Genomic DNA, 24,292 nt, shown 5'->3' with positions numbered 1-24,292 from the left:
CAGCCGTAAACTTCGCCTGCGCGGGAACAGTTTCCCGCCGGCCGTCGTTTCCACCCCGAATGGAGAGCGACATGTCGAACGTCTCGAGAACAGGCAAGGAAGAGATCAACAACGCGACCAACCCGAACACGTTTGGAAAGTCGGTCGAGAGCCAGGCGCAAATCGAGGACGCGGCTGCGCAGGCGGCGTCCGGCGCTGGCGGCGAAATGCTCAACATCTACCGATTGGAGCCCATCGCGGCGCCTGACGATCCGCGATGGGACAATTCCCCGGGGCACGGTATTGTCATCGTCGCCGCCAGGACGGCGGGCGACGCCAGGATCGTCGCTGCGGCTCGTGAGCTCGACTTCATGGAAGTGGATGCGGCGCCCGCCGAGGATGTCACAACGGCCAATGCGAGCGCCTTTCGGGACGACAAGCTCTACACCGTCATCGAGATCGATCGGAACCGGCGCGATGTCACGCGCGGGATCGTCGACGGTGAAGTTACCGTCGACACGATCCGGCCGGTTCAACCGGACTGACGTAGCAATGTCCCGGCGCAATCGGCGATGCGCCGGAGCGTTGTCAAGTGGCCCCTCGTTTCCTCGGAGCTCTTATGAACACGGCCAACCTTCAGCTCAAGGGCCTGATCATGGCAATGGCGTCGATATGCGACGCAATCGTCGAGAAGGACCTGCTCACCCGTCAGGAACTCAATGCCGCGCTCTCGAAAGCCAAGAAGGCCATCGAGGAGGACGACGACCATGAGCTCTCGGATGCCAACCGCGCCGCGATCCTGTTTCCCATACGAGTGCTGCTACTCGCCGAGGAGGCAAGCGGGAGAGGCGAACAGTTGACGTTTTCGGATTATGCCAAGCTCGTGGGAAAGATGAGCTGATCACCATGTTCGAGTCGCGGTCCCCGCTCCGCGCCTCAGTGGCAGGCTTAGATGGTCTGAAATCAGTCGAGCGGTTGCAACCGGCTCGGTCTGTTCCTCCATAGATCCGCGATAGAAACCAACGCGTTGTTCGACGCGTGTCGGCGGGAACAATTCTCGTTCCGCTCCTTTCTCGAAAATCCTTGTTGCAAATCAGTCGCAATTGCAGAATAGATAGGGGTAGGCTTATCAGCAGCAATTGCCAATGCGTCGCATTTGCATCAGCGGACTGATTGCGGTCGACGCTGCGCCAAGGCGAGATCGGGAAACGATGGATGACGCAAAGAGAGAGGAAAGTTCATGCTTAGTCGAATGAGACGCCGGGTCGTAACCGGGCTGGCGGCCATCGCCGCACTCGGCGTGATGGCTGGCAGTGCCGCCGCGCAGGAGAAGTTCAAAGCTGTAACCACCTTCACCGTTATTGCCGACATGGCCAAGAACGTGGCCGGTGATGCGGCGATCGTGGAATCGATCACCAAGCCGGGCGCCGAGATCCATGAGTATCAGCCGACGCCCGGCGATATCCAGCGGGCGCAGGGCGCGCAGATCCTCCTGTCGAACGGGCTCAACCTCGAGCTATGGTTCCAGAAATTCTATCGGAATCTCAAGGATGTTCCCGACGTCGTGGTCTCGACCGGCGTCGAGCCGATGGGCATCAGCGAAGGTCCCTATAGCGGCAAACCCAATCCGCATGCCTGGATGTCGCCGAAGAATGCGATCATCTATGTCGACAACATCCGCGACGCCTTCGTCAAATACGACCCGAAGAACGCCGAGATCTACAAGGCCAATGCCGAGGCCTACAAGAAGGAGATCGAGGCGACCATCGCGCCGATCCGCGAGAAGCTCGATACCATTCCCGAGGACAAGCGCTGGCTGGTGTCGAGCGAAGGCGCATTCTCTTATCTCGCCCGCGACTTCGGCTTGAAGGAGCTCTATCTGTGGCCGATCAATGCCGATCAGCAGGGCACGCCACAACAGGTCCGCAAAGTCGTCGATGCCGTCAGGGCCAATAAGATCCCTGCCGTGTTCAGCGAGAGCACGGTGTCGGACAAGCCGGCCCGCCAGGTCGCCCGCGAGACCGGCGCCCGGTATGGCGGTGTTCTCTATGTCGACTCCTTAAGCGACGCCGACGGTCCCACGCCGACCTATATCGATCTGTTGCGCGTGACCTCCGACACTGTCGTCAAGGGCCTAGCCGAAGGCCTGTCGCAATGAATGCGATCGTCTCCCCGGTTTCCCCCGCATCTTCGGATGTGGGGGCCGGCATTTCCGTGAGGGATGCCACGGTCACCTATCGCAACGGCCACACGGCGCTGCGCGACGCCAGCTTCCAGACACCCACTGGCACCATCACCGCGCTCGTCGGTGTCAACGGTTCCGGCAAGTCGACCCTGTTCAAGGCGATCATGGGCTTCGTGCGTCTGGCCAGGGGCGAGATTTCGGTGCTCGGCATGCCGGTCGAACAAGCGCTGCGGAAAAATCTCGTCGCCTATGTGCCGCAATCGGAAGAAGTCGACTGGAATTTTCCGGTGCTGGTCGAGGACGTCGTCATGATGGGGCGCTACGGCCACATGGGGATGATGCGAATACCGAAGGCGGCCGACCACGAAGCCGTGTCCAAGGCGCTCGCCCGCGTCAACATGAGCGAATACCGCAAGCGTCAGATCGGCGAGCTGTCCGGCGGCCAGAAGAAGCGCGTCTTCCTCGCTCGGGCGCTGGCGCAGGACGGTCGCGTCATCCTGCTCGACGAGCCTTTCACCGGTGTCGATGTCAAGACCGAAGAGGCCATCGTCAAGTTGCTCCGCTCGCTGCGCGACGAAGGCCGGGTGATGCTGGTCTCGACGCACAATCTCGGCAGCGTGCCGGAATTCTGCGACCGCACGGTGCTGATCAAAGGCACCGTATTGTCCTACGGACCGACAGACGAGACCTTTACGCAGGAAAATCTCGAAAGAACCTTCGGCGGGGTGCTTCGCCATCTCGTGTTGAATGGCTCCGGCGGCAAGCCATATCCCGTCGGCATCCTCACTGACGACGAGCGGCCGCTGGTCCTGCGGGAGGGCAAGCTGCTCGCGCCGGCCCCGGCGAACAAAAGCGATGGACAAGCCTGATGGCCGGCATTCTCGAACCCTTCACCTATGACTACATGCTGAACGCCATGTGGGTATCGGCTCTTGTCGGTGGTGTCTGCGCCTTCCTGTCCTGTTACCTGATGCTCAAGGGCTGGTCGCTGATCGGCGACGCACTTTCCCATTCCATCGTGCCGGGTGTCGCCGGCGCCTACATGATCGGACTTCCCTTCTCGATCGGCGCCTTCTTCTCCGGCGGCCTGGCTGCCGCAGCGATGCTCTTCCTCAACCAGCGCACCAAGCTGAAGGAGGACGCCATCATCGGCCTGATCTTCTCCTCATTCTTCGGGCTTGGCCTGTTCATGGTATCGCTCAGGCCGACTGCAGTGAACATCCAGACGATCGTGCTCGGCAATATCCTCGCGATCACGCCCGAAGACACGCTCCAGCTTGCCATCATCGGTTTCGTTTCGCTCGCCATCCTGCTGGTGAAATGGAAGGACCTGATGGTCGTTTTCTTCGACGAGACCCATGCCCGTTCAATCGGACTTAACCCGACGCGGCTCAAGATCATGTTCTTCACGCTGCTGTCGGCATCGACGGTCGCGGCACTCCAGACCGTCGGCGCCTTTCTCGTCATCTGCATGGTGGTGACGCCGGGCGCGACGGCTTACCTGCTGACGGATCGCTTCCCGCGGCTGCTCGTCATCGCCGTGGCGATCGGGGCAGCGACCAGCTTCATCGGCGCCTATGTGAGCTATTTCCTCGACGGCGCGACCGGCGGCATCATCATCGTCCTCCAGACGCTGATCTTCCTTGTCGCCTTCTTCCTGGCGCCCAAGCACGGAATGCTGGCAAGCCGGCGCAGAGCCGCACAAGCTCTGGAGGTATCCCCATGAATGGTCTCACCGCCCTGCTGGCGCCGTTCCAGTTCGATTTCATGATCAACGCCCTGATCATCTCGGTGCTGATCGCCATCCCGACCGCGCTGCTCTCCTGCTTCCTTGTGCTCAAGGGCTGGGCGCTCATGGGAGACGCCATGAGCCATGCCGTATTCCCAGGCGTGGTCATCGCCTATATCGCGGGCTTTCCCTTCGCCATCGGCGCCTTTGCAGCCGGGATGGTCTGTGCGCTTGCCACCGGTTTCCTCAAGGATAACAGCCGCATCAAGCAGGACACGGTGATGGGCATCGTGTTTTCGGGCATGTTCGGGTTCGGCCTGGTTCTCTATGTGAAGATCCAGTCCGAGGTGCATCTCGACCACATCCTCTTCGGGGACATGCTCGGCATCGGATTTCCCGACATCGTGGAGACGGGAGCCGCTGCGATGCTGACGGCCATCATTATCGCCGTCAAGTGGCGTGACCTGCTGCTGCATGCGTTCGATCCGGCGCAGGCAAGAGCGGTCGGACTGAGGGTGAACCTCCTCCACTACGGCCTGCTCTGCCTGCTCTCGTTGACGATCGTGGCAGCACTCCGGTCGGTCGGGATCATTCTCGCCATCTCGCTGCTGATCGCACCAGGCTCCATCGCTTACCTGCTGACGCGCCGCTTCAGTGCGATGCTCGCTCTGTCGGTCGCAATCGCGGTGGTCACGGCCTTTGCCGGCGTCTATCTTTCCTTCTTCATCGATAGCGCACCCGCTCCGACCATCGTTCTTCTGTTCGCGATCGCCTTCGTTGGAGCCTTCCTCCACGCCACCCGCAAGACCGCGCGCATCGAAACGAGCGAGGCAACCTGAGGAGCCGGCGTTGCCCGGCGCATGTGCTCTGCTCTCGAATTTTGCGATAAGTTGATTTATTCTGTCTTGTTTTCTGGCTACTCCCAAGGCTATACCCCGGCCGCATACACTCACGCACCGGGGATTTCTTCGTGACCAGCCTCAAATCAATTCTGGCCGCCTGCGGCCTTACCGCCCTGATCGGCTTTGCCGCAAATCCATCTTTGGCCGGTTCGACGACCTACCCGTTGACGCTGGAAAACTGCGGTGCTGAGGTAACTTTCAAGAAGGCGCCCGAGCGGGCGATCGGCCTCGGCCAGAACAGCGCGGAAATCCTGCTGTTGCTCGGCCTCCAGGACAAGATGGTCGGCACCGCCTTCTGGCCGAGCAAGGTCCTGCCGCAGCTCGCCGAGGCCAATGCCAAGGTCAAGCTCCTGACCGTCGAAATGCCGACCTTCGAGTCGATCCTCGCCGAAAATCCCGACTTCGTGGCGGTGGCCTTGCCGAGCCTGGTCGGGCCGAACAGCAAGGTCGCCAAGCGCGACGATTTCGACAAGGTCGGTGTCGCCACCTATCTCTCGCCCAGCACCTGCCTCAGCACCAAGGACGTCAAGGACCAGTACGGCAGCCGCGGCGAGCTGTGGAACATGGATCTTCTCTACAAGGAGATCGACGAACTCTCTGAGATTTTCGACGTCGCCGACCGCGGCCAGGCGCTGATCGCCGACTTCAAGGCGCGTGAGGCCAAGCTTCGCTCCGGCGTTTCCAAGGACGGCGTGAACCTGTCCTATGTTTTCTGGTTCTCCAGTCCCAGCCCGTCGGCCGATGCCTATGTCGGCGGCAAGAACAGCGCCTCCGGCTTCATCGCCGACCTGCTCGGCGGGCATAATGCGATATCAGCGGAAGCCGAATGGCCGACGATCGGTTGGGAAGGCATCATCGCCGCCAATCCTGACGTGATCGTCGTGGCCAGCCTCGACCGTAACCGTTGGGAACTCGACAAGCCGGAGGCCAAGATCAAGTTCCTGAACACCGACCCGGCCGTCAGCCAGACCCCAGCCGTCAAGAACAAGGCGATCGTCGTCATGGACGGCCAGGCGATGAACCCGACCATCCGCACGATCTACGGCGCCGAGCAGGTGGCCGAGCAGTTGAAGGCTCTCGGTCTGCTGAAGTGACGGAAGCGGGCAGTCTCTTCCGGCAGCTGGGAGCGGCCACCGCACTGCTGCTCGCCTCCCTCTGCCTCATCGCTGTCGCCGTCGGCGTCAGCGTCGGCATCGGCGACCTGCCGATCCCGCTGGCGACCACTTTTTCGGCCGTCACCAACCGGCTCGGATGGACCGCGGTCGAACTGAACCGCATCCACGAGACCGTCATCTGGGATTATCGCCTGAGCCGGGCGCTCGTTGCCGCCTTCTGCGGCGCGGGCCTTGCGCTGTCGGGCGCGATCATGCAGTCGCTGCTGCGCAATCCGCTTGCCGAACCCTATGTGCTCGGCATCTCCGCCGGCGCCTCCACCGGCGCCGTCGCGATCGTCATCTTGGGCGTCGGCTCGGGCGCGGTATCGCTATCGGCCGGCGCCTTTGCAGGGGCCTTCGCGGCCTTCTTCTTCGTCGCACTGTTGTCGAACGGCACGCGTGGCGGCGCGGACCGCACCATTCTCGCTGGTGTGGCCGCATCGCAGCTCTTCAACGCCTCGACCTCCTATATCGTCACCACCTCGGCCAATGCGCAGCAGGCCCGCGACGTCATGTTTTGGCTGCTCGGCAGTTTTGGCGGCGTGCGCTGGCCGGAATTCGCGCTGGTTTCGATCGTCGTCGGGTTCGGCCTCGCCGCCTGTCTGTTCTATGCGCGCGTGCTCGACGCCTTCGCTTTCGGCGACGAGGCGGCATCCTCGCTCGGCGTCAATGTCGGCCGCGCCCGCATGGTGCTCTTCGCGCTGACCGCGATGATGACGGCGACGATCGTCAGTATGGTTGGCTCCATCGGCTTCGTCGGCCTCGTCGTGCCGCATGTCGCCCGCTTTGTCGTCGGACCGCTCCATATCCGGCTGCTGCCGGCCTGCGCCATAACAGGGGCGATTTTCATGGTGCTCGCCGACATCGCCGCGCGCGCCCTCATTCCCAACCAGATCCTGCCGATCGGCGTCGTCACGGCCCTGGTCGGCGTTCCCTTCTTCTCCCTCATCCTCTACCGGTTCCAGCGCGCGACATGAGCATCAAGGCCGACAACCTCACCTGGAAAATTGGCAGGAAGACCATTCTGGACGGCGTCTCCCTGGAGGCGCAGCCCGGCCGGATGCTCGGCCTGCTCGGGCCGAACGGCTCGGGCAAGACCTCGCTGCTCAGGCTTCTCGCCGGCCTGAAGCGGCCGCATGCCGGCCGCGTCACGCTCGACCGCAGCGATATCGGCACGATCAGCCGCCGCTCGATCGCCCGGCGCATCGCCTTTGTCGAGCAGCATGCCACGACGAATGCCAATCTGAAGGTGGTCGACGTCGTCAAGCTCGGAAGGTTCCCGCACCGGTCGATGTTCTCGGGCTGGACCAAGGCCGACGAAGAGGCGGTCGAAAGTGCGCTCGCGCGCGCCGGCATGGCGGAGAAACGCGACGATCGCTGGCAGAATCTCTCGGGCGGCGAAAAGCAGCGCACCCATATCGCAAGGGCACTCGCTCAGTCGCCGCAGGAGCTGATCCTCGACGAGCCGACGAACCATCTCGACATCCAGCACCAGATCGGCCTGATGCGGCTCGTCTCCGGCCTGCCGATCACCAGCATCGTCGCTTTGCACGATCTCAACCATGCCGCCATGTTCTGCGACCAGCTGATCATCATGCAGCAGGGCAGGATCGTCGCCACCGGCGCACCGCAGGACGTATTGAGCGAGGCCCTTCTGCGCGACGTCTTCTCCGTCGAAGCCCGCATCGAAGCCTCACCCTATCACTCGCGCCCGCATATCCATTATCTCAGGTGAGAGCGTCTCAGGTCACGATCTGCAGCGGCAAAGCGGTCGTCTTTTTCAGTGTCTTGAGGACGATGCTTGACTTGACCGACGCCAGATTGTCGGTGACCCGGATCATTCTTTCGAGAAACTGGCTGAGATGTTCGAGGTCGCGCGTCATGACCTTCATCAGAAAGTCGGCGTCGCCGGTCTGCGAATAACACTCCAGGATCTCCGGCGCGGTCTCGATGAAGCGATGAAGCCGCTCGTTGCCGCCTTCCGTATGTGCTCTCAAGCTGACGAGCGTATGGGCAACGACGGTAAAACCCAGTTTCACCGGATTGAGGATGGCGACGACACTCTGGATATATTGCTCGTTGCGCAGCCTTTCCAAACGGCGAGCGCATTGGGTCGCAGAGAGATTGACCTTCTGAGACAGCTCGCTCTGCGTCACCTCGCTGTTTTGCTGGAGGGCGGCAAGCAATTTGATATCGAATGGGTCAAGCATGGCCGCCCTCCTCGAACGGTGAATTTCTGCACATCATAGCCATATCGCGCCGATTGTCTGCATGATGGCGCGGTTTCAGGGAGATAATCGCAGAAATTCGTCGTGAAAGTTCAGCTAGTCTGCGAGCCAGAATTCAAGAAACGAGGTGGACTTGTGTTTGACGAACTGAACAGTCGGCCGGCCGACAGCCTGCTTGCACTCATCAAGGCCTTCCAGGCCGACGATCGCCCCGGAAAAATCGACCTTGGCGTCGGCGTCTATCGTGACGCCATGGGACGCACGCCGGTGATGCGTGCCGTCAAAGCGGCGGAACAGTTTCTCCTGGAGACCCAGGACAGCAAGAAATATCTCGGGCCGGAAGGCGACCTGCAATTCGTGCGCCTGCTGCAGCCCATCATCTTCGGAAAATCGCCGACGTTTACGCAACGCCTCGTCGGCATTCAGACACCCGGTGGAAGCGGCGCCTTGCGTCTCGGGGCCGAGCTTATCCAGGCGGCAAATCCATCGGCGAAGGTTCTGCTCGGGACGCCAAGCTGGCCAAATCATGCGCCGATCTTCAGCTCGGCGCGCTTGCCGGTAAAGGAGTACGCCTTCGTCGACCTGGCGTCGCAGCAGGTGATATTCGAAAGCGTGATCGACGCCTTGTCTTCCGCTCGGGAAGGCGACGTCGTTCTCCTTCACGGTTGCTGCCATAATCCGACCGGTATCGACTTCACCATGGAACAGTGGCTAGAGATTACCGAGCTCCTTGTCGCGCATCGGCTGGTGCCGTTCATCGATCTCGCCTATCAGGGGCTTGGCGACGGCCTCGAACAGGACGCCGCGCCGGCACGCATGGTCCTCGACGCAGTCGATGAGGCGCTGATCGCCTATTCCTGCGACAAGAATTTCGGTCTCTATCGCGAGCGTGTCGGCGCGCTCTATGTCATGGCCCGCAATGGAGATGACCTGAGGAAAGCCGAAAGCAACATGGCGGCACTTGCCCGTGTGAACTGGTCCATGCCGCCCGACCATGGCGCCGCCATCGTCAGGACCATTCTCGAGAGCGCCGAGATGACGGCCATGTGGTGCGCCGAGCTCGAAGAGATGTGCCAGCGTGTCAACGGCAACCGGGCAGCGCTCGCCGCCGCCTCCCCTGATCTGGCCTTCATCGCCCGGCAGCGCGGTCTGTTCTCCAATCTCGCCATGTCGAAGGATACGGCCGTCGCGCTCAGAGCGAGCCACGGTATCTACATGGCGGATTCCGGGCGCATGAACCTTGCCGGCATGCAGCCGGCCGACGCCGGCGCCATTGTCGCGGCGCTTCGAGCCGAAGGCTGCCTGAAATCATCGGCAGTCGCCTAGCCGAACGCCCGCATTGGAGTCTTCAGATGAGCAGGAAAGAAACGACCGGTCAGGCGATGACCCGTTCCCTCGTCGCCCATGGGATCGACACGGTCTTCGGCATCCCCGGCGCCCACATGTATGATTTCAACGATGCCCTTTACGGCGCCGGCGATAAGGTTCGGTTCATTCACACCCGGCACGAGCAGGGCGCCGGCTACATGGCTTACGGCTATGCCAAGTCCACCGGTCGGATCGGCGCCTATACCGTCGTGCCTGGGCCGGGCGTCCTCAATTCCGGCGCAGCTCTATGCACCGCTTATGGAGCCAACGCGCCAGTGCTTTGCATTACCGGCAACATCATGTCCCATTTGATCGGTCAAGGCAGAGGGCAGTTGCACGAATTGCCGGATCAGCTCGCCACGATGCGCGGAATCACCAAGACGGCGGAACGCATCAATCACCAGTCCGAAACCGGTCCTGTCATGGCCGGGGTCGTCAGTAAAATGCTCTCGGGCCGCCAAGGTCCGGGAGCGGTCGAAGCGCCATGGGACGTGTTTGGACAATCCGGCCCCGAAATCGACCTTCCCGTCGGTTCGAGAGCGCTTTCTCCGGTCGTGAACCCCGATGCGATCGCCGCCGCAGCGGCACTGATTTCAGGTGCCAAGAACCCGATGATCATGGTCGGCGGCGGTGCGGCAGATGCCGGCGCCGAGATCGCAGCACTTGCAGAACTGCTGCAGGCCCCCGTCACCGCCCATCGCTCCGGCAAGGGCATCGTCGCCGACGACCATCCGAACTATCTGAATTTCGTCGCCGCCTACGAATACTGGAAGAAGGTGGACGTCCTGATCGGCATTGGCAGCCGGCTCGAATTGCAGTTCATGCGATGGAAGTGGCTGCCCAAAGGTCTCAAGGTCATCCGCATCGATATCGATCCGACCGAAATGGTCCGCCTCAAGCCCGATGTGGGCATCGTCTCGGATGCCAAGGCGGGAGCACAGGCTCTGCTCGATGCCGTGGCAGGTTCCAGCCGCGAGGATCGCACACGCGAATTTGCCGACCTCAACACAGAGGCCAGGTCTCGCTTCTCGGCAGTACAGCCGCAGCTCGCCTATCTCGATGCCATCCGCGAAGCTCTGCCAAGGGACGGCTTCTTCGTCGAGGAAATCTGCCAGATGGGCTTTACCGCCCGATTTGCATTCCCGGTCTATGGCCCTCGCCAATACGTCACATGCGGTTATCAGGACAATCTGGGTTTCGGCTTCAACACGGCCTTGGGCGTCAAGGTCGCTCATCCCGACAAAGCCGTTATTTCCATTTCCGGCGATGGCGGCTTCCTGTTCGGCGTTCAGGAACTTGCCACAGCCGTCCAGCACAAGATCAATGTCATCGCTGTCGTCTTCAACAATTCTGCCTTTGGCAACGTGCTGCGCGACCAGAAGCAGGCGTATAAGGGCCGCTATCTTGGCTCGGACCTCACCAATCCGGATTTCGTCGCCCTTGGCGAGAGCTTCGGCATTCGCGCGTTCAGGGTGACGAGCCCCGGCGCATTGAAAGACGCGCTCGAGAAAGCCCTATCACTCGACGAACCCGTTCTCATCGAGGTTCCCGTCGAGAAGGGATCCGAGGCGAGCCCCTGGCCTTTCATTCATGCGGCTCCGCATGCCGAATGATGCCAAACGACCGCGAAGCCGCAAGGGCCTGAGACCTCGTCAAGGCGACGGCCCCTGCAGAAACATCGTCGACAGCGGCGGCAGCGTCAGCGACAGGGAGACGGGCCTGCCGTGGGCCGCCACGGGTTCAGTCGAGACCGCGCCATTGACCAGACCCGAGCCGCCATATTCCCGTGCATCGGTCGTTATCCGTTCGATCCACACACCGTCGCTCGGCACACCGATCCTGTAACCGTAACGCGGCACCGGCGTGAAATTCGACACGACCAGGAACGACGAAGCGCGGGCGGGCGCGTAACGGAGCATCCCGAGAACGGAATTGACGGCGTCGTCGGCTGCCGCCCATTCGAAGCCCTCCGGGTGAAAGTCGCCGAACTGCAATGCCGGCTCTTGCCCGTAAAGGCTGTTCAGATCGCGCACCAGCCGCTGGATACCGACATGCTGGGGCCGGTCCAGTACATCCCAGGTCACCGAACCGTCATGGTTCCACTCGCCCGGCTGGGCGATTTCGCTGCCCATGAACAGAAGCTTTTTGCCGGGATGGCCCCACATGAAGGCAAGATAGCTGCGCAGATTGGCGAATTTCTGCCATTCGTCGCCCGGCATCTTGGTCAGCAGCGAGCCCTTTCCGTAGACGACCTCGTCATGGGAAATCGGCAGCATGAAGCGCTCGGAATAGGCATAGATCATCCCGAAAGTCATCGTACCGTGGTGATAGCTCCGGTAGACCGGATCTTTCTCGATGTAGCTCAGGCTGTCATGCATCCAGCCCATGTTCCATTTAATGTCGAATCCGAGTCCTCCCTGCTCCGGCGGTTTCGTCACTCCGGGCCAGGCCGTCGATTCCTCGGCGATCATCATCGCGTGCGGGCAGCGCTCGTGAATGATGCTATTCAGGTGCTTGAAGAATGCGACCGCTTCCAGGTTTTCGCGACCGCCATATTGGTTGGGAATCCACTCGCCCTCGTTGCGGCTGTAGTCGCGGTAAAGCATCGAGGCAACCGCATCGACCCGCAAACCGTCGATATGGTAACGCTCGAGCCATTCGAGCGCGCTGGCGATCAGGAACCCTTTCACCTCGTTGCGGCCGAGATTGTAGATCAGCGTGTTCCAGTCGCGGTGAAAGCCTTCGCGCGGATCTTCGTGCTCGTAGAGTGCGCTGCCGTCGAAGCGAGCAAGCCCCCAGACGTCTGTGGGAAAATGGGCCGGCACCCAGTCGAGGATGACGCCGAGCCCGGCGCCATGGCACCGGTCGACGAAATAGGCGAGATCCTCAGGCGTTCCGTATCGGCCGGTGGGCGCAAACAGGCCGAGCGGCTGATAACCCCAGGAGCCGCCGAAGGGATGCTCCATGATCGGGAGGAGCTCGATATGGGTAAAACCCATGTCGCGGGCATAGGGAACGAGCCGCTGGCTGAGCTCGACCCAGTCGAGTGACCTGTTGCCATCCTTTTGGTCGCGAAGCCAGGAGCCGGCGTGCACCTCGTAGACGGAGAATGCGCCCTCCAGTCTGTCTTGCAGGGATCGGCCCTTCATCCAGCCGTCATCGCTCCATCGAAACGGCGTCGACGATGCGACGATGGATGCGGTCGACGGGGCGGCCTCGCTCGCCCTTGCCACCGGATCGGCCTTCTGCGGCAGGCAGGTCCCCTGCGCGTCGACGATCTCGAACTTGTATCTTTCGCCGGGGGCGAGGCGCGGAACGAACAGTTCCCAGACGCCCGCCGACGGTCTCAACCGCATCGGGTTTCGCCGCCCGTCCCAGGCATTGAAGTCGCCGACGACCGAGACACGGCGCGCATTCGGAGCCCACACGGCAAAGCGGACCCCTGATATGCCGTCGATCGACATCGCCATAGCGCCGAGCGTCCGGCTCAGGCTGTAGTGGGTGCCTTCCGATATCAAATGGAGGTCGAGTTCTCCCAGCAGCAGGCCGAAACTGTAGGGATCCTCGGTGATCTGGACGGCATCCGGCCAGGTGATCCGCAGCCGATATCCCGTCCTCGACGCGGCCACTGCCGCAAACAGGCCGGACGGATGGGCGATGCTGAAAGGCGTCACCACCCGACCGCTCGCCGCCTCGATGAGATCGACCGCTTCGGCGCCGGGCAGGTAGACCCGCACGATCGTCATGCCACCGCTTTCGTGGGGACCGAGGATCGAAAACGGATCGCCATGATGTCCCTCGATCAGGGCCCATAACGCATCCTGTCCGATGCCTGATAGAAGTTCCGAACGTTCAACATTCATGCCTTCACCCCCGCCAGACGCGATACGATTTCGGTAAAGCCGGATAATGGGATCGGAAGCCATTTCGGCCTGTTGCGGGCTTCATAGGCGATCTCGTAGGCGGCCTTTTCGAGAAGAAAGGCATCGAGAACCCTCCGTCTTTGATTGGCTGGCATGTCAAGCTCCTTCGATACGGAGACCGCCTGCGAATAGGCATCGAGAAAAGCCTCCTCGGCATGGCGCCCGAAGCGGGCGATCGCCTCGCGCCGGACTTCGTTCTCGTGTTCGATGACTGCGTCGTTATCCAGTTGGGCGGTGGCCACGAGATAGCTCAGCGATCTCAAAAGCCCGGCGACATCGCGCAGCGGGTTGGTCTTGGCGCGGCGCTCGGTCAGGTTTTTCGCGGGTTCCCCCTCGAAGTCGATGATGACGGCATCGCCCTCGCTGACGAGGATCTGGCCAAGATGGAAATCGCCATGCGTGCGCGTCATCAGCGTATGCCGGGCGCTCGCCGCCAGCGTCGCGGCGAGCTCGGCGAGTTCGGAACGGCGCGCGAGAAGCGGTGCTGCGAGCAGGTCGATCGCCGGATCGGCGTTCTCCTCGCGTTCGACAAGTTTCGACAGGGCATAGGCAACCTCGCCGGCAACGGCCTTCTTCATCGCCTCGACCTCGCTGTCGCCTGCGACCACCGGACTGAAGGCTTCGTCATCGGTCTCCCCGGCGAGTACGACATGCAGTTCGCCGAGCCGGAGGCCGACCATCGCGACGAAACTGATCAGCGACCGGAAGACGTCGTCGCCGGGCTGGACGGCCGGGTCGTTCAGCACGAGTTCGTCTGCCCCACGGCGCAGATTGTTCAGCATCCAGTTCCAGGCGTCGCCTTGATTGCGGATCGCGCCCTGGACGATGATCAAGGTCGAACGGCGTCCGCTGGAATCGGTGTGCGCGACCTCGCCGAGCAGGGGCGCCGTGTGGTCATAGCCGGCGCGGGTGAGATAGCGCGTCATCTCGACCTCCGGATGGATACCCGGAAAGATGTGCCTGATCAGCTTGATCATCGCGAGGTCGCCGACGATCAGCGAACTGTTGGACTGCTCGGCCGAAAGCCAATGGACCGCAAGGTCGTCAGTGACTTCAAGGCGATCGAGCCGCTCCGTGCCGAGAAATTCGAGGGTGCCGGTGCGGCCGGTGATGCGGGAGCGGTCGCGAAGTCCGCGCAGGATGCCGCGCGCCATCGCCTCCACGGCAAATCCATCCGTGAGGAAGCCAACGCGCCTGCCCTGGCGAATCCGTCCGAGCGCCAGTTGCTGGGTCAGCGCGGAGGGTTGCGCATCGTCCCAGGCGACCGCCAGCGGCAGTTGATAGGATTCGCTATGGTTCGGCAGTACGGCTTCCAATTCACCGAGAACGATACCGTCGGCGAATGGGATCGGCGTCGCGGAGATCAGACGCGCTGCCTGAAGCGCCTGGTCCTTCGCCCCGAACCACCGCCGTTTCGCGAGATAGGCAGGCAGGATTTCAGTGCTGAGGGCGCGCGCAAGCTTGGGTTCATCGACAAGATCGAGCAGGCCGCGGCGGATGACCATCGTCACCAGATCTGGAAGCTGCTCCGGCGGCGCGGTGCGCCATGCCGGCGGGTCGGCATCGGCCTCCAATTGGAACCAGAAGAAGCCGTAGGGCGGCAGCGTCAGCAGATAGGTCAGTTGACCGATCGGCGGAAAGGGTGACATGCCGGTCAGTTCGATGGGCACGCGGCCCTCGAAGCTCGACAGGTCGAGTTCGACGGCCTGTGGCAGCCGCGAGAGGTTTGCGACGCAAAGCAGGGTCTCGTCTTCATATTCCCGGAGATAGGCAAGGATCTTGCGGTTCTCCGGTGAGAGGAACCGCAGCGAACCACGTCCGAAAGCCGGATGCCTGCCGCGCAGCGCCAGCATTTTGCGCGTCCAGTTCAGCAGCGAATGCGCGTCCGTGCTCTGCGCCTCGACGTTGACGGCCTCGAAACCGTAGAGCGGATCGGCGACCGGCGGCAGGACGAGACGCGCCGGGTCTACCCTGGAGAAGCCGCCATTGCGGTCCGGAGACCATTGCATCGGCGTCCTCACCCCATCCCGGTCGCCGAGATAGATATTGTCCCCCATGCCGATCTCGTCGCCATAATAGATCACCGGCGTTCCCGGCATCGACAGAAGCAACGCGTTCATCAGTTCGATCCGCCGGCGGTCGCGTTCCATCAGCGGCGCTAGGCGCCGCCTTATGCCGAGATTGATGCGGGCGCGCTTGTCGGATGCATAGGTCTCCCAAAGATAGTCCCGCTCGGCGTCGGTCACCATTTCGAGCGTCAACTCGTCGTGGTTGCGAAGGAAGATCGCCCATTGGCAGTTGTCGGGAATCTCCGGCGTCTGACGCAGGATGTCGGTGATCGGGAACCGGTCCTCCTTGGCGATCGCCATATACATCCGTGGCATCAGCGGGAAGTGGAAGGCCATGTGGCATTCGTCGCCGTCCCCGAAATATTCGCGCGTGTCCTCCGGCCACTGATTGGCCTCGGCAAGCAGCATCACGCCGGGATGGGTGGCGTCGAGAGCGGCGCGAATGCGTCTGAGGATTGCATGGGTTTCCGGCAAGTTTTCGTTGATCGTTCCCTCGCGCTCGACGAGGTAGGGGATCGCGTCGAGACGAAATCCGTCTATGCCGGTTTCCAGCCAGAAGCGCATCACCCTCAGCAATTCCTCCATGACGAGGGGGCTGTCGAAATTCAGGTCGGGTTGATGGGAATAGAAGCGGTGCCAGTAATAGGCGCCGGCAACGGCGTCCCATGTCCAGTTGGATTTTTCCGTGTCGATGAAAATAATCCGCGTTTCCGGAAATTTCTGATCGGTATCCGACCAAACGTAGAAGTCGCGCTCCGGTGATCCCGCTGGCGCCTGGCGGGCGCGCTGGAACCAAGGATGCTGATCGGAGGTGTGGTTGATGACGAGCTCGATGATGACGCGGATATTGCGCTGGTGAGCAGCATCGACGAAGGCGCGGAAATCCTCCACCGTCCCGTAATCGGAGCTGACATTGCCATAATCGGCAATGTCATAGCCGTCGTCGCGGCGCGGAGAGGGAAAGAACGGCAGCAGCCAGATGGCGTTGACGCCGAGGGCCGCGATGTGATCGAGCTTCTGGTGCAGGCCGGCAAAATCGCCGACCCCGTCGCCATTGGCGTCGTAGAACGACTTGATGTGCAGCTGGTAGATGATCGCATCCTTGTACCACAGCGGCTGGTGTGAGCCATCGGCATTCATCGCGTCCATTCATGCCTCCCTTGAGCGAATACGCCAGATCGCATAGGGCAGGACCTCGGGGTTGAACCCGATGCTCTGCCATTTCCCGGTCCACTTGAAACGATGCCCGACGATCAGATCTTCGGCATCCAGCGTGCCGCCGTCTCCGAGCGACCAGTGCCAGAGCGGCAGTTCGACGTCGCTTTGCTGGAAATTGTAGGGGTCGAGGCTGATGGCGATCAGCAGGACATTGTCGCGGGCACGGCTTGCCTTCTCGAAAAACAGGATATTGTCATTTCGCGCATTCAGCAGCGTCAGCCCGAGATGCGAATGCAGCGCGGTGTTTTCGGTCCGGATGCGGTTGAGCGTCCTGATTTCGGCAATGATATTGCCCGGCCGGTCATAGTCCCAGGCACGGATCTCGTACTTCTCGCTGTCGGCATATTCCTTGCGTTTAGCGTCAGGACGCCCCTCGCAAAGTTCGAAACCGTTATAGACGCCCCACAAACCCGACAGGGTGGCGGCAAGGGCTGCGCGGATCAGGAAGGCCGGACGTGGCGCATTCTGCAGGAAATCCGGATTGATATCATGGGTGTTGACGAAGAAATGCGGGCGGAAGAACTCCTTCGCCGGCGTCTCGGTCAGCTCTCGCATATATTGCTCGAGCTCCCATTTGGCATTGCGCCAGGTGAAGTAGGTGTAGGACTGGGAGAAGCCGATCTTTGCCAGCCGGTACATGACCTTCGGCTTGGTGAAGGCCTCCGACAGGAAGACGACATCGGGGTGACGCGCCCTGATATCGCCGATCAGCCATTCCCAGAACGGAAAGGGTTTGGTGTGCGGATTGTCGACGCGAAACAGCTTGACGCCCTGATCCACCCAAAGCTGGACGACATCCCTGAGCTCCACCCATAACGAAGGCAGCGCGTCTTTCGTGTAGAAATCGACGTTGACGATATCCTCGTATTTCTTCGGCGGGTTTTCGGCATATTTGATCGTGCCGTCGGGACGCCAGTCGAACCAGCCGGGATGCTCCTTCAGCCAGGGGTGATCCGGCGACGCCTGGATCGCGAGGTCGAGAGCGATCTCGAGACCATGCCGGCTTGCCGCCTCGACCAGCCGGCGGAAATCCTCGAACTCGCCGAGCTCGGGATGGATGGCATCGTGGCCGCCGTCCTCCGAGCCGATGGCATAGGGGCTTCCGGGATCGCCCGGCGCGGCTTTCAAACTGTTGTTACGGCCTTTCCGGTTGGTCGAACCGATCGGATGAATCGGCGGGAAATAGAGCACGTCGAAGCCCATATCGCGGATGGCGGGCAATCTGGGGATGACGTCGTCGAAAGTGCCGTGCCGGTCCGGATCGCCGCTCTGCGAGCGCGGGAAGATCTGATACCAGCTGGCAAAGGCGGCCGCCTTCCGTTCGGCATCGACGGTGCTTGCCTCTGAGCGAAGCCGAAACGGCCGGCTGTCCGCCCTGTCCATCAATCCGGATGTCCCGGCATCGAGCAGGATCGCCGTGCGCTCGACATCGGACGCCCTTTCGAGACTGTCGGCGAGGGCCTTCAATTCGGTGCGGAGCGCAGCAGCCGCATGCGTCTCAGCCGAGCGGACGAGGTTCAGCCCCTCCTGCAGTTCGAGCTTCAGGTCCAGCCTGGCATCGTTCTTCTTCGTCAGTTCGTAACGAAAGATCGCAAACGGGTTTTTCCATGCCTCGATGGCAAATTCGTAGCGTCCGGTGCGCTCCAGCAGGAATTCGGCGCGCCAGCGGTCGTTTTCGACCAGTTGCATCTCCGTCTCGTTCCAGTCCGCAGCATCGACCGGCCGCCAGAGCAGGACTGCGACGAGCGGGTCGTGGCCGTCGGCAATTATATCCGCCTCGACGGCCACGATGTCGCCGACCACCCGCTTGACCGGAAAGCGTCCGTCGTCGACCCTCGGCATGATGTTTTCGATGGCGAGCCGCGCCGACGCGACCGCCTGCTCGATCTCGAGGATCGGCTGGGATGTGATCGGCGACGGCGCCTTACATTCAACCACCCGGGCCTCCCCTGCCCGCAGCCGCAGCGGCGCGCCGTCGGCCGCGACGGGAAGAAAACCGGAAGCCGCTTCGCGAAGGGCCGTCACCGGCGCGGGTGCGCTCTTCCGAAGATCCCTATTGAGCAGGATGAAGCGTACATTCTCGGCGCTGCGCAGGTCTTCCGCCTCGGACTGCAGAAGTGCCGAGACCGGGCCATTGGCGTTGCGGATCAGCCGCAGCGATGCGGCACGCGCATGAGGGTTCTTGCCGATCTCATTGTTTGCAAGGCGAATTTCGGAGGAAAGATCAAAAGCGAGGTCATGGCGCATCCCTCGCAAGCCGGCTCCATTCCCATGGGTCGGATCGAGTGGCGTGGTTGCACCATATTCGAAGCCCATCGGAACCATCAGGCCGCCGCCGAGCGAGGCAGCAAGACGCAGCGCCCTGACCGCGCGCCGTTCGAGGACTTCGCGGCTCTCGGTTCCGTGCGCGATCCGCCGGGCGAATGGCGGCTCCGGAAAAGCGATCTGCCAGCCGAGCGGTGCCTGGACGCGGTATTCTTCGATGAACCATCTCTCGTCGAGATCCCACCAGGCCATCGATGAAAAACATCCATCGAAGCCTGTATCCCTGACCGCGTCCCTCACGCCAAAATCAGTACCGGGCGTCCAGGCGAGAAATTGCGCGTCCGCCTTCTCCTGGACTGCCGAAATCAGCGATCTGAAAATCGCCGGCGCGACGCGATCAATCCCGAGCGTCCGGTAACCGGCGAGGCCGAGCTCGGTCAGCAACCGCAGCCGTTCAGTCCATTCCGCCAACAGCTGCGATTGGCGCTCTGCGCCCATCGCGGATATCGGGTCCTCGGGGTCTAACGGCGAGCGCCGGGGGTCGACGGGATGAAAGCCCGCTTGGGAAGCCCGGACTTTGCCGTCGAGCATCAAGTCCATCATCAAGGCGACACCGCTCTTGCGGGCAGCCTCCGCCAGAAGCCCCACTCCATCCTCGACCTCGCGTCCGAGCGACAGTTGAGGATCGAGGCAATCCAGATCTTGGGAGGCGAAGACGCTGCGCTTCCCGCCCCGGTCGAAGAGAGGTGCGGTCAGCACACGGTCGAAGCCCATCTCCGCCGCATGGTCGAAAACCTCGCGCCACGCATCGACACCCTGAAGAAGGAGTGGATTGACATAATAAATCCGGGGTGGGGTGCTCAACACACCCTGGTTCGCAGAGAATAACATCGTCCGCCGCCTCGAGTTGGTTTAGAGGCAAACTTTTTTTGGCGGCGGTTGTTCCACTAAAACTGGCAATTCGCGATGCGCCAGATACCGTCGGCCGCGTTGGCGCGGGATCGATGGGGCGCGTTCCAAGGCGCTCGCACTGCGGCGAAGCCTTGAAGGTTCGTGCCGTTTTTGGGTAGTCTTCTGCCTCCCGGGAGGATGACCCATTTGGCTGCTGACGACGTACCATTGCTTCGATCGATACAACTTGGCGCAGCCCTGTCGGCTTGCGCCTTGGGTCTGGCTTCCTGGAGCATCGAGACCGATCACTCCACGGAGCACACGCATGGCCTGTTCGAAATCCGCGAGGAGGCCAGGCGCTTCATTTCGCACGAGAACGCCAGGGGGGATCAGCAATGGGAAGTGCTGGAGCCCAATCTGAAGACGCTGGTTCCCCGATGTGCGGTCCCACTGGAAACACAGTGGACGCCGAAGAGTCTTGGCCGCTCGAAACCGAGCGTCATGGTGATATGCACGATCGCCGTGCCGAACTCTGTGATGAAACGCTGGGACGTACACGTCCCCGTGAAGCAGGAACCAAATCAGACGAAAGCCGCCACAGATCCCGCCTCCCCCTGAAAGAGCAGGCGTCCGAACGTGATTTGATATATCCGGATGAGATCACTGCGATTGCAACAGAGGCGACCAGACGTGAATGCATCGGTGGAATTGCGCTCCTACCCCGGACTCGACGATCGCATCGTGATCGTCCGGGTCGGCGACGAAGTGGATGCCGTGTTCGTCCGGACCGAGAGATTCAACGTCCTGATCGATACGCTCGGCACGCCCGAGCTGTGCCGGATGGCGCTGGATCTGCTCGAGGAAAGGGCCGAGGCTCGTCCGCTGGTCGTCGTCAATTCGCATATGGATTGGGATCATTTCTGGGGAAATGCCGCCATTGCCGGGCGCGCGCCGATTATCGCGCATGCCGCCGCGCTCGACCGTTTGCGCGACCCTTCCACACGAGAAGTCCTCAGCGACAAGGCGAGCCAGGAATCGCGATTTCGGAACGTCGACCTCATCGGTCCCGATATTACCTTCTCAGGCTCGATGACCCTCAACGGCGGCGATCTGACGCTGGAGCTCATTCATACGCCAGGACATACGCCCGACCATATCGCCATATGGATTCCCGAACTTCGCACCTGCCTGGCCGTCGACGCGGTGGAATACCCCATTCCCGAAGTCTGGAGCAGAGCTGCTGGCGACCTTCGCCTGATCCGTTCCTCGCTCGAGCGCATACGCGACCTCAAAGCCAGACTGGTCATCCCTGCGCACGGCCACACGTACTCTCCTTCGGCAGTCGATGAGAACCTGGCCTATTTCCAGGCCCTGGCCGATCGTGTCGGCAGTTTGAGCGAAAGCCGGCTGGCGGATCAGCAACTCGGCAGCTCAAGCGGCCTGCGGCTGGAAGACTTCGTCCCCATCCCCGACGGAATGCCTTCCGACACGGTCACGTTCTACCGGAGCTGTCATGAGACAAACCTCGGCGCGACGGTTCAGGCCCATATCGAAAGACTGAAATCCGCGTAGAATATCTTTGGAGATCGCGAAGTGAAGCCATTGGAGGGCGGGCGAACCGCGCAGATCTGGCGTGACGGCGATACCGTCATCCGACCATCGGGCGCATGGACGTCGACGGTGCATCGGTTTTTACGCCATCTGAGGAGCAGAGGCTTTGCGGGAGCACCTGATCCCATTGAGATAACCGGCGAAAATCAGGAAGTCGTCAGCTATGTCGCCGGGCGTGTCTGCGAAGACTTGAACGATCCGTTTGTCGGATCGGAGCGCATGCTGGTTTCCGCAGCCCGGCTCCTGCGCGATTTTCATTCGGCATCTCAAGGGTTTCTGCAGAGGGATCGCGAGGTCCAGACATGGATGCTGCCGCCGCAAGAGCCGTGCGAGATCATATGCCACGGAGATTATGCGCCCTATAATGTCGCCACGGCAGAGCATGAGGCTGTCGGGATCATCGATTTCGACGCCGCCCATCCTGCGCCGCGCCTATGGGATCTGGCCTATTCGGTTTATCGCTGGGCGCCGCTCTCCGATCCCGCCAATCCGCATGTGCCATTCGACCTCGACGAACAACTGCGGCGGGCGGACATCTTCTGCATGGCCTATGGGGCGACGGCGGAGGAACGGCTCCAGCTCCCCGAAACGATCTGCCGGCGCCTTCAGGCGCTCGTCGATTTCATGCTGGCGAGCGCCTCAACCGGAGATGAGACATTCGTCGAGGACGTGAATGCAGGAGACGCCCGGCTTTATCTCAGCGATATCGACTATATCGGAAACCATCGGGATCGACTGCTGAAGGCGCTGTGCTGACGCGCCTCGCCAATGCAGACGTCCCGTCTGCCGCGTGTCCGCAGCGCCCACATATCTAGAGCCATTTCCTCCGACGGAAGAAAGTGAAGAGGAACAGACACAAGAAGGCGATGACGGCTAGCACGACGAAATAGCCATACTGGAATTTCAGTTCCGGCATATCGCTGAAATTCATCCCGTAGATGCCGGCGATTGCGGTGGGGACGGCGAGAATCGCCGCCCAGGCGGCGAGCTGGCGGGCAATCGCCGTCTGCTCCGTCTGGCCAATCATCACGCTGGCCTCGAAGGCGAAAGCGAGGACCTCGCGCAGCGCGTCGATATCCTCCTGGACCCGGCGCACGTGATCCGTTACATCGCGAAACAGCGACTGGAGCGTCGGATCCATGCCGGGAAGATCGATATGCTCGTAGCGCCGACAGACGTCTACCAGCGGGACCACGGCGTTGCGCAGCCGCAGCAGCTTACGCCGCAACAGGTAAAGCCGCTCGATGTCGGATTTTGCCAGCTGTTCGCGTAGCACCAGATCCTCGAGCTTCTCAACCTCCTCCTGCACGACCTCGATCACCGGCATGTAATTGTCGACGATGAAATCGAGGATGGAATAGAGAATGTAATTTTCGCCGTGGGCAAGCGCCGTGGGCGTGGCCTCGCATCGCTGCCGCACCGCAAGGTACGAGGACGAGTCTCCGTGGCGAACGGAGACGACATAGCCGCGACCGACGAACAGATGCGTTTCGCCGAAGACGATTTCGTCATCCTTCATATGCGCAGTCCGGGCGACGATGAACATCGCGTCCCCATAGATCTCCAGTTTCGGGCGCTGGTGGGGCTGTGCTGCGTCCTCGATCGCCAGCGGATGGAGATTGAACTCGGCCTGAACCTGGTGCAGCAGCACTTCATCCGGCTCGTGCAGGCCGATCCAGACGATGGCATTCTCCCGGCCTCGCCATTCGCCGGCCTCTTCGATCCTGATGTCCCGAATGCGTTGCCCATGCTGGTAAACGGCGGCAGCCACGACGCCGGGCCGTTCAAACGGCGGCGATGCAGAACCGCTCCCTCCCCGCTTGGGAATACTGTCCAGATCCTTCAGCTGTTCCAATCCTGCCACCCTCCCATCCCCGCGCATCACATATCCGCGGCCAACTCGTCCGCCGGCCGGGCGCGCAGCCGATCATAATGCTATTTGGCAAAACATGCATCATCCGCCTCGGTGGCGGCTGACTAGGCGCTTTTCGTGGCCGGACCCGGGCCGCATCATGTGTCCGTGGATATATCGTCCCAGTCCTGATCCATGTAACCGGTCAGCCAGTTGAGGGCGTAATGCCGTTCGTAAACCACGCCCTTATCCAATCCGGCGGGTGGCTCTTCGCCCTTCAGCCGCGCGTTCACGGCGGCCCAATCGTAACGGTAGACAAGGTCGGCGGCGTCGAGCAGCTCTTTCTGCGGGCGCAGCCTGGCACGCCGCATGAGCCCTTCCGTCCCCAGTTCGCGAAGCGTGTTCGCAATGAATGGCACATCGCAAATATGGTCTGGACGCTCGAGGTCCGGCGAGATTCCGAGCGCCCACAGCATGACGTGGACACCCTCGTACCGCCAGGCGAAATTCGTCCGCTCCTGATCCGAGGGATCCGGATCGTCCATGAACGCCTGTTCCTTCGGGGTGAAAAAACTTGCGGCGTTAAACTGGCGGATGAGAGCCTGACCCATTGCGTGGTCGCCGGTCTCGCCTTTGACGGCAACGATTGCAAGGGCGATCGTGCGCTGAACGACAGCCTTGGTATTGCGGCGGGTGCCCTCGTTTTCGGGCTCGATGGTCGGCAGATGATCGATGGTCGGAACGCCTTCCGATCGAAGCTGGGCGATAGACCGGGCTTTACGCGCTCCCGCCTCGTCAGCGGGTTGCGAAACGGCTGCCTGCACCGGCAGGATCAGTGCGAGAAAGGCGGAAAAAATGCGCTTCATCATTATCTGGCTCCCAGCATCGCCGACGACGAATGGATAGCCATTTTCCAGT

The 24,292-nt window shown here is 61.6% G+C and carries 20 protein-coding genes; 14 read left to right on the top strand and 6 right to left on the bottom strand.

Annotated elements, in window-relative coordinates:
- The first annotated feature begins 59 nt into the window (after positions 1-59).
- The 9 genes from ACMUVN_RS21245 (at position 60) to ACMUVN_RS21205 (ending at position 7,684) form a co-directional block, all read left to right on the top strand.
- Positions 60-524 (top strand): hypothetical protein, encoded by a 465-nt coding sequence (locus tag ACMUVN_RS21245; RefSeq protein ID WP_080759940.1) that lies wholly within the window; start codon positions 60-62, stop codon positions 522-524.
- A gap of 74 nt (positions 525-598) precedes the next feature.
- Positions 599-880, top strand: a complete 282-nt coding sequence (locus ACMUVN_RS21240) for a hypothetical protein (protein ID WP_048338452.1) — start codon at positions 599-601, stop codon at positions 878-880.
- Between the two features lie 339 nt (positions 881-1,219).
- A complete protein-coding gene (locus tag ACMUVN_RS21235; RefSeq protein WP_097543748.1) occupies positions 1,220-2,137 on the top strand; it encodes a metal ABC transporter substrate-binding protein in 918 nt (305 codons plus the stop codon).
- Positions 2,134-3,033 carry a manganese/iron ABC transporter ATP-binding protein gene (locus ACMUVN_RS21230; protein ID WP_048338450.1) on the top strand — a complete coding sequence of 300 codons (900 nt, stop codon included), beginning with the start codon at positions 2,134-2,136 and terminating at the stop codon, positions 3,031-3,033. Before ACMUVN_RS21235 ends, ACMUVN_RS21230 begins: the two co-directional genes overlap by 4 nt.
- Entirely contained in the window at positions 3,033-3,890 is an 858-nt protein-coding gene (gene sitC / locus ACMUVN_RS21225; RefSeq protein WP_132574993.1) for an iron/manganese ABC transporter permease subunit SitC, read from the top strand. The genes ACMUVN_RS21230 and sitC overlap by 1 nt, the downstream gene beginning before the upstream one ends.
- Positions 3,887-4,732, top strand: coding sequence for a metal ABC transporter permease (locus tag ACMUVN_RS21220; protein ID WP_132574995.1), 846 nt, complete (start codon positions 3,887-3,889; stop codon positions 4,730-4,732). The genes sitC and ACMUVN_RS21220 overlap by 4 nt, the downstream gene beginning before the upstream one ends.
- A 131-nt stretch (positions 4,733-4,863) precedes the next feature.
- Positions 4,864-5,889: an ABC transporter substrate-binding protein gene (locus ACMUVN_RS21215; RefSeq protein WP_132574997.1), complete on the top strand. Its 1,026-nt coding sequence runs from the start codon at positions 4,864-4,866 to the stop codon at positions 5,887-5,889.
- Positions 5,886-6,926, top strand: coding sequence for a FecCD family ABC transporter permease (locus ACMUVN_RS21210; RefSeq protein WP_048338447.1), 1,041 nt, complete (start codon positions 5,886-5,888; stop codon positions 6,924-6,926). The genes ACMUVN_RS21215 and ACMUVN_RS21210 overlap by 4 nt, the downstream gene beginning before the upstream one ends.
- The gene (locus ACMUVN_RS21205) at positions 6,923-7,684 is read left to right on the top strand and encodes an ABC transporter ATP-binding protein (protein ID WP_063473566.1); all 762 of its coding nucleotides are present in this window, start codon (positions 6,923-6,925) and stop codon (positions 7,682-7,684) included. Before ACMUVN_RS21210 ends, ACMUVN_RS21205 begins: the two co-directional genes overlap by 4 nt.
- Before the next feature lie 7 nt (positions 7,685-7,691).
- Here the strand turns inward: ACMUVN_RS21205 and ACMUVN_RS21200 are convergent, their stop codons facing one another.
- The gene (locus tag ACMUVN_RS21200; RefSeq protein WP_048338445.1) at positions 7,692-8,159 is read right to left on the bottom strand and encodes an Lrp/AsnC family transcriptional regulator; all 468 of its coding nucleotides are present in this window, start codon (positions 8,157-8,159) and stop codon (positions 7,692-7,694) included.
- A gap of 153 nt (positions 8,160-8,312) precedes the next feature.
- Between ACMUVN_RS21200 and ACMUVN_RS21195 the strand changes: the two genes are divergently transcribed.
- Both ACMUVN_RS21195 and ACMUVN_RS21190 read left to right on the top strand, forming a co-directional pair.
- Positions 8,313-9,503, top strand: coding sequence for an amino acid aminotransferase (locus ACMUVN_RS21195; RefSeq protein ID WP_097543745.1), 1,191 nt, complete (start codon positions 8,313-8,315; stop codon positions 9,501-9,503).
- Between the two features lie 26 nt (positions 9,504-9,529).
- On the top strand, positions 9,530-11,158 hold the full coding sequence (locus ACMUVN_RS21190; RefSeq protein ID WP_414815436.1) for a thiamine pyrophosphate-dependent enzyme: 1,629 nt from the start codon (positions 9,530-9,532) through the stop codon (positions 11,156-11,158).
- Positions 11,159-11,197: 39 nt separating this feature from the next.
- Here the strand turns inward: ACMUVN_RS21190 and glgB are convergent, their stop codons facing one another.
- From glgB to ACMUVN_RS21175, 3 genes are read right to left on the bottom strand one after another with little or no spacing between them, the layout of a single operon-like run.
- Positions 11,198-13,408 (bottom strand): 1,4-alpha-glucan branching protein GlgB, encoded by a 2,211-nt coding sequence (gene glgB, locus ACMUVN_RS21185; protein ID WP_414815435.1) that lies wholly within the window; start codon positions 13,406-13,408, stop codon positions 11,198-11,200.
- On the bottom strand, positions 13,405-16,686 hold the full coding sequence (treS, locus tag ACMUVN_RS21180; protein ID WP_183845430.1) for a maltose alpha-D-glucosyltransferase: 3,282 nt from the start codon (positions 16,684-16,686) through the stop codon (positions 13,405-13,407). Before treS ends, glgB begins: the two co-directional genes overlap by 4 nt.
- On the bottom strand, positions 16,687-19,911 hold the full coding sequence (locus ACMUVN_RS21175) for an alpha-1,4-glucan--maltose-1-phosphate maltosyltransferase (RefSeq protein WP_254962535.1): 3,225 nt from the start codon (positions 19,909-19,911) through the stop codon (positions 16,687-16,689).
- 228 nt (positions 19,912-20,139) lie between these two features.
- Between ACMUVN_RS21175 and ACMUVN_RS21170 the strand changes: the two genes are divergently transcribed.
- The 3 genes from ACMUVN_RS21170 (at position 20,140) to ACMUVN_RS21160 (ending at position 22,278) form a co-directional block, all read left to right on the top strand.
- On the top strand, positions 20,140-20,529 hold the full coding sequence (locus tag ACMUVN_RS21170; RefSeq protein ID WP_254962694.1) for a hypothetical protein: 390 nt from the start codon (positions 20,140-20,142) through the stop codon (positions 20,527-20,529).
- A gap of 72 nt (positions 20,530-20,601) precedes the next feature.
- Positions 20,602-21,483, top strand: a complete 882-nt coding sequence (locus ACMUVN_RS21165; protein WP_132575008.1) for an MBL fold metallo-hydrolase — start codon at positions 20,602-20,604, stop codon at positions 21,481-21,483.
- Positions 21,484-21,504: 21 nt separating this feature from the next.
- Positions 21,505-22,278, top strand: coding sequence for a phosphotransferase enzyme family protein (locus ACMUVN_RS21160; RefSeq protein WP_414815434.1), 774 nt, complete (start codon positions 21,505-21,507; stop codon positions 22,276-22,278).
- A gap of 55 nt (positions 22,279-22,333) precedes the next feature.
- On the opposite strand, the gene ACMUVN_RS21155 is transcribed toward ACMUVN_RS21160, so the two are convergent.
- On the bottom strand, positions 22,334-23,377 hold the full coding sequence (locus tag ACMUVN_RS21155) for a magnesium and cobalt transport protein CorA (RefSeq protein WP_047618872.1): 1,044 nt from the start codon (positions 23,375-23,377) through the stop codon (positions 22,334-22,336).
- Positions 23,378-23,532: 155 nt separating this feature from the next.
- A complete protein-coding gene (locus ACMUVN_RS21150) occupies positions 23,533-24,243 on the bottom strand; it encodes a DUF4272 domain-containing protein (protein WP_047618871.1) in 711 nt (236 codons plus the stop codon).
- Positions 24,244-24,292 lie beyond the last annotated feature (49 nt).

This window comes from Rhizobium sp. IY2 (assembly GCF_047532935.1).
GTDB lineage: Bacteria > Pseudomonadota > Alphaproteobacteria > Rhizobiales > Rhizobiaceae > Rhizobium > Rhizobium anhuiense.
Note: the sequence above shows the minus strand (reverse complement) of the source record. Positions and strands in the feature narration are given on the sequence as shown.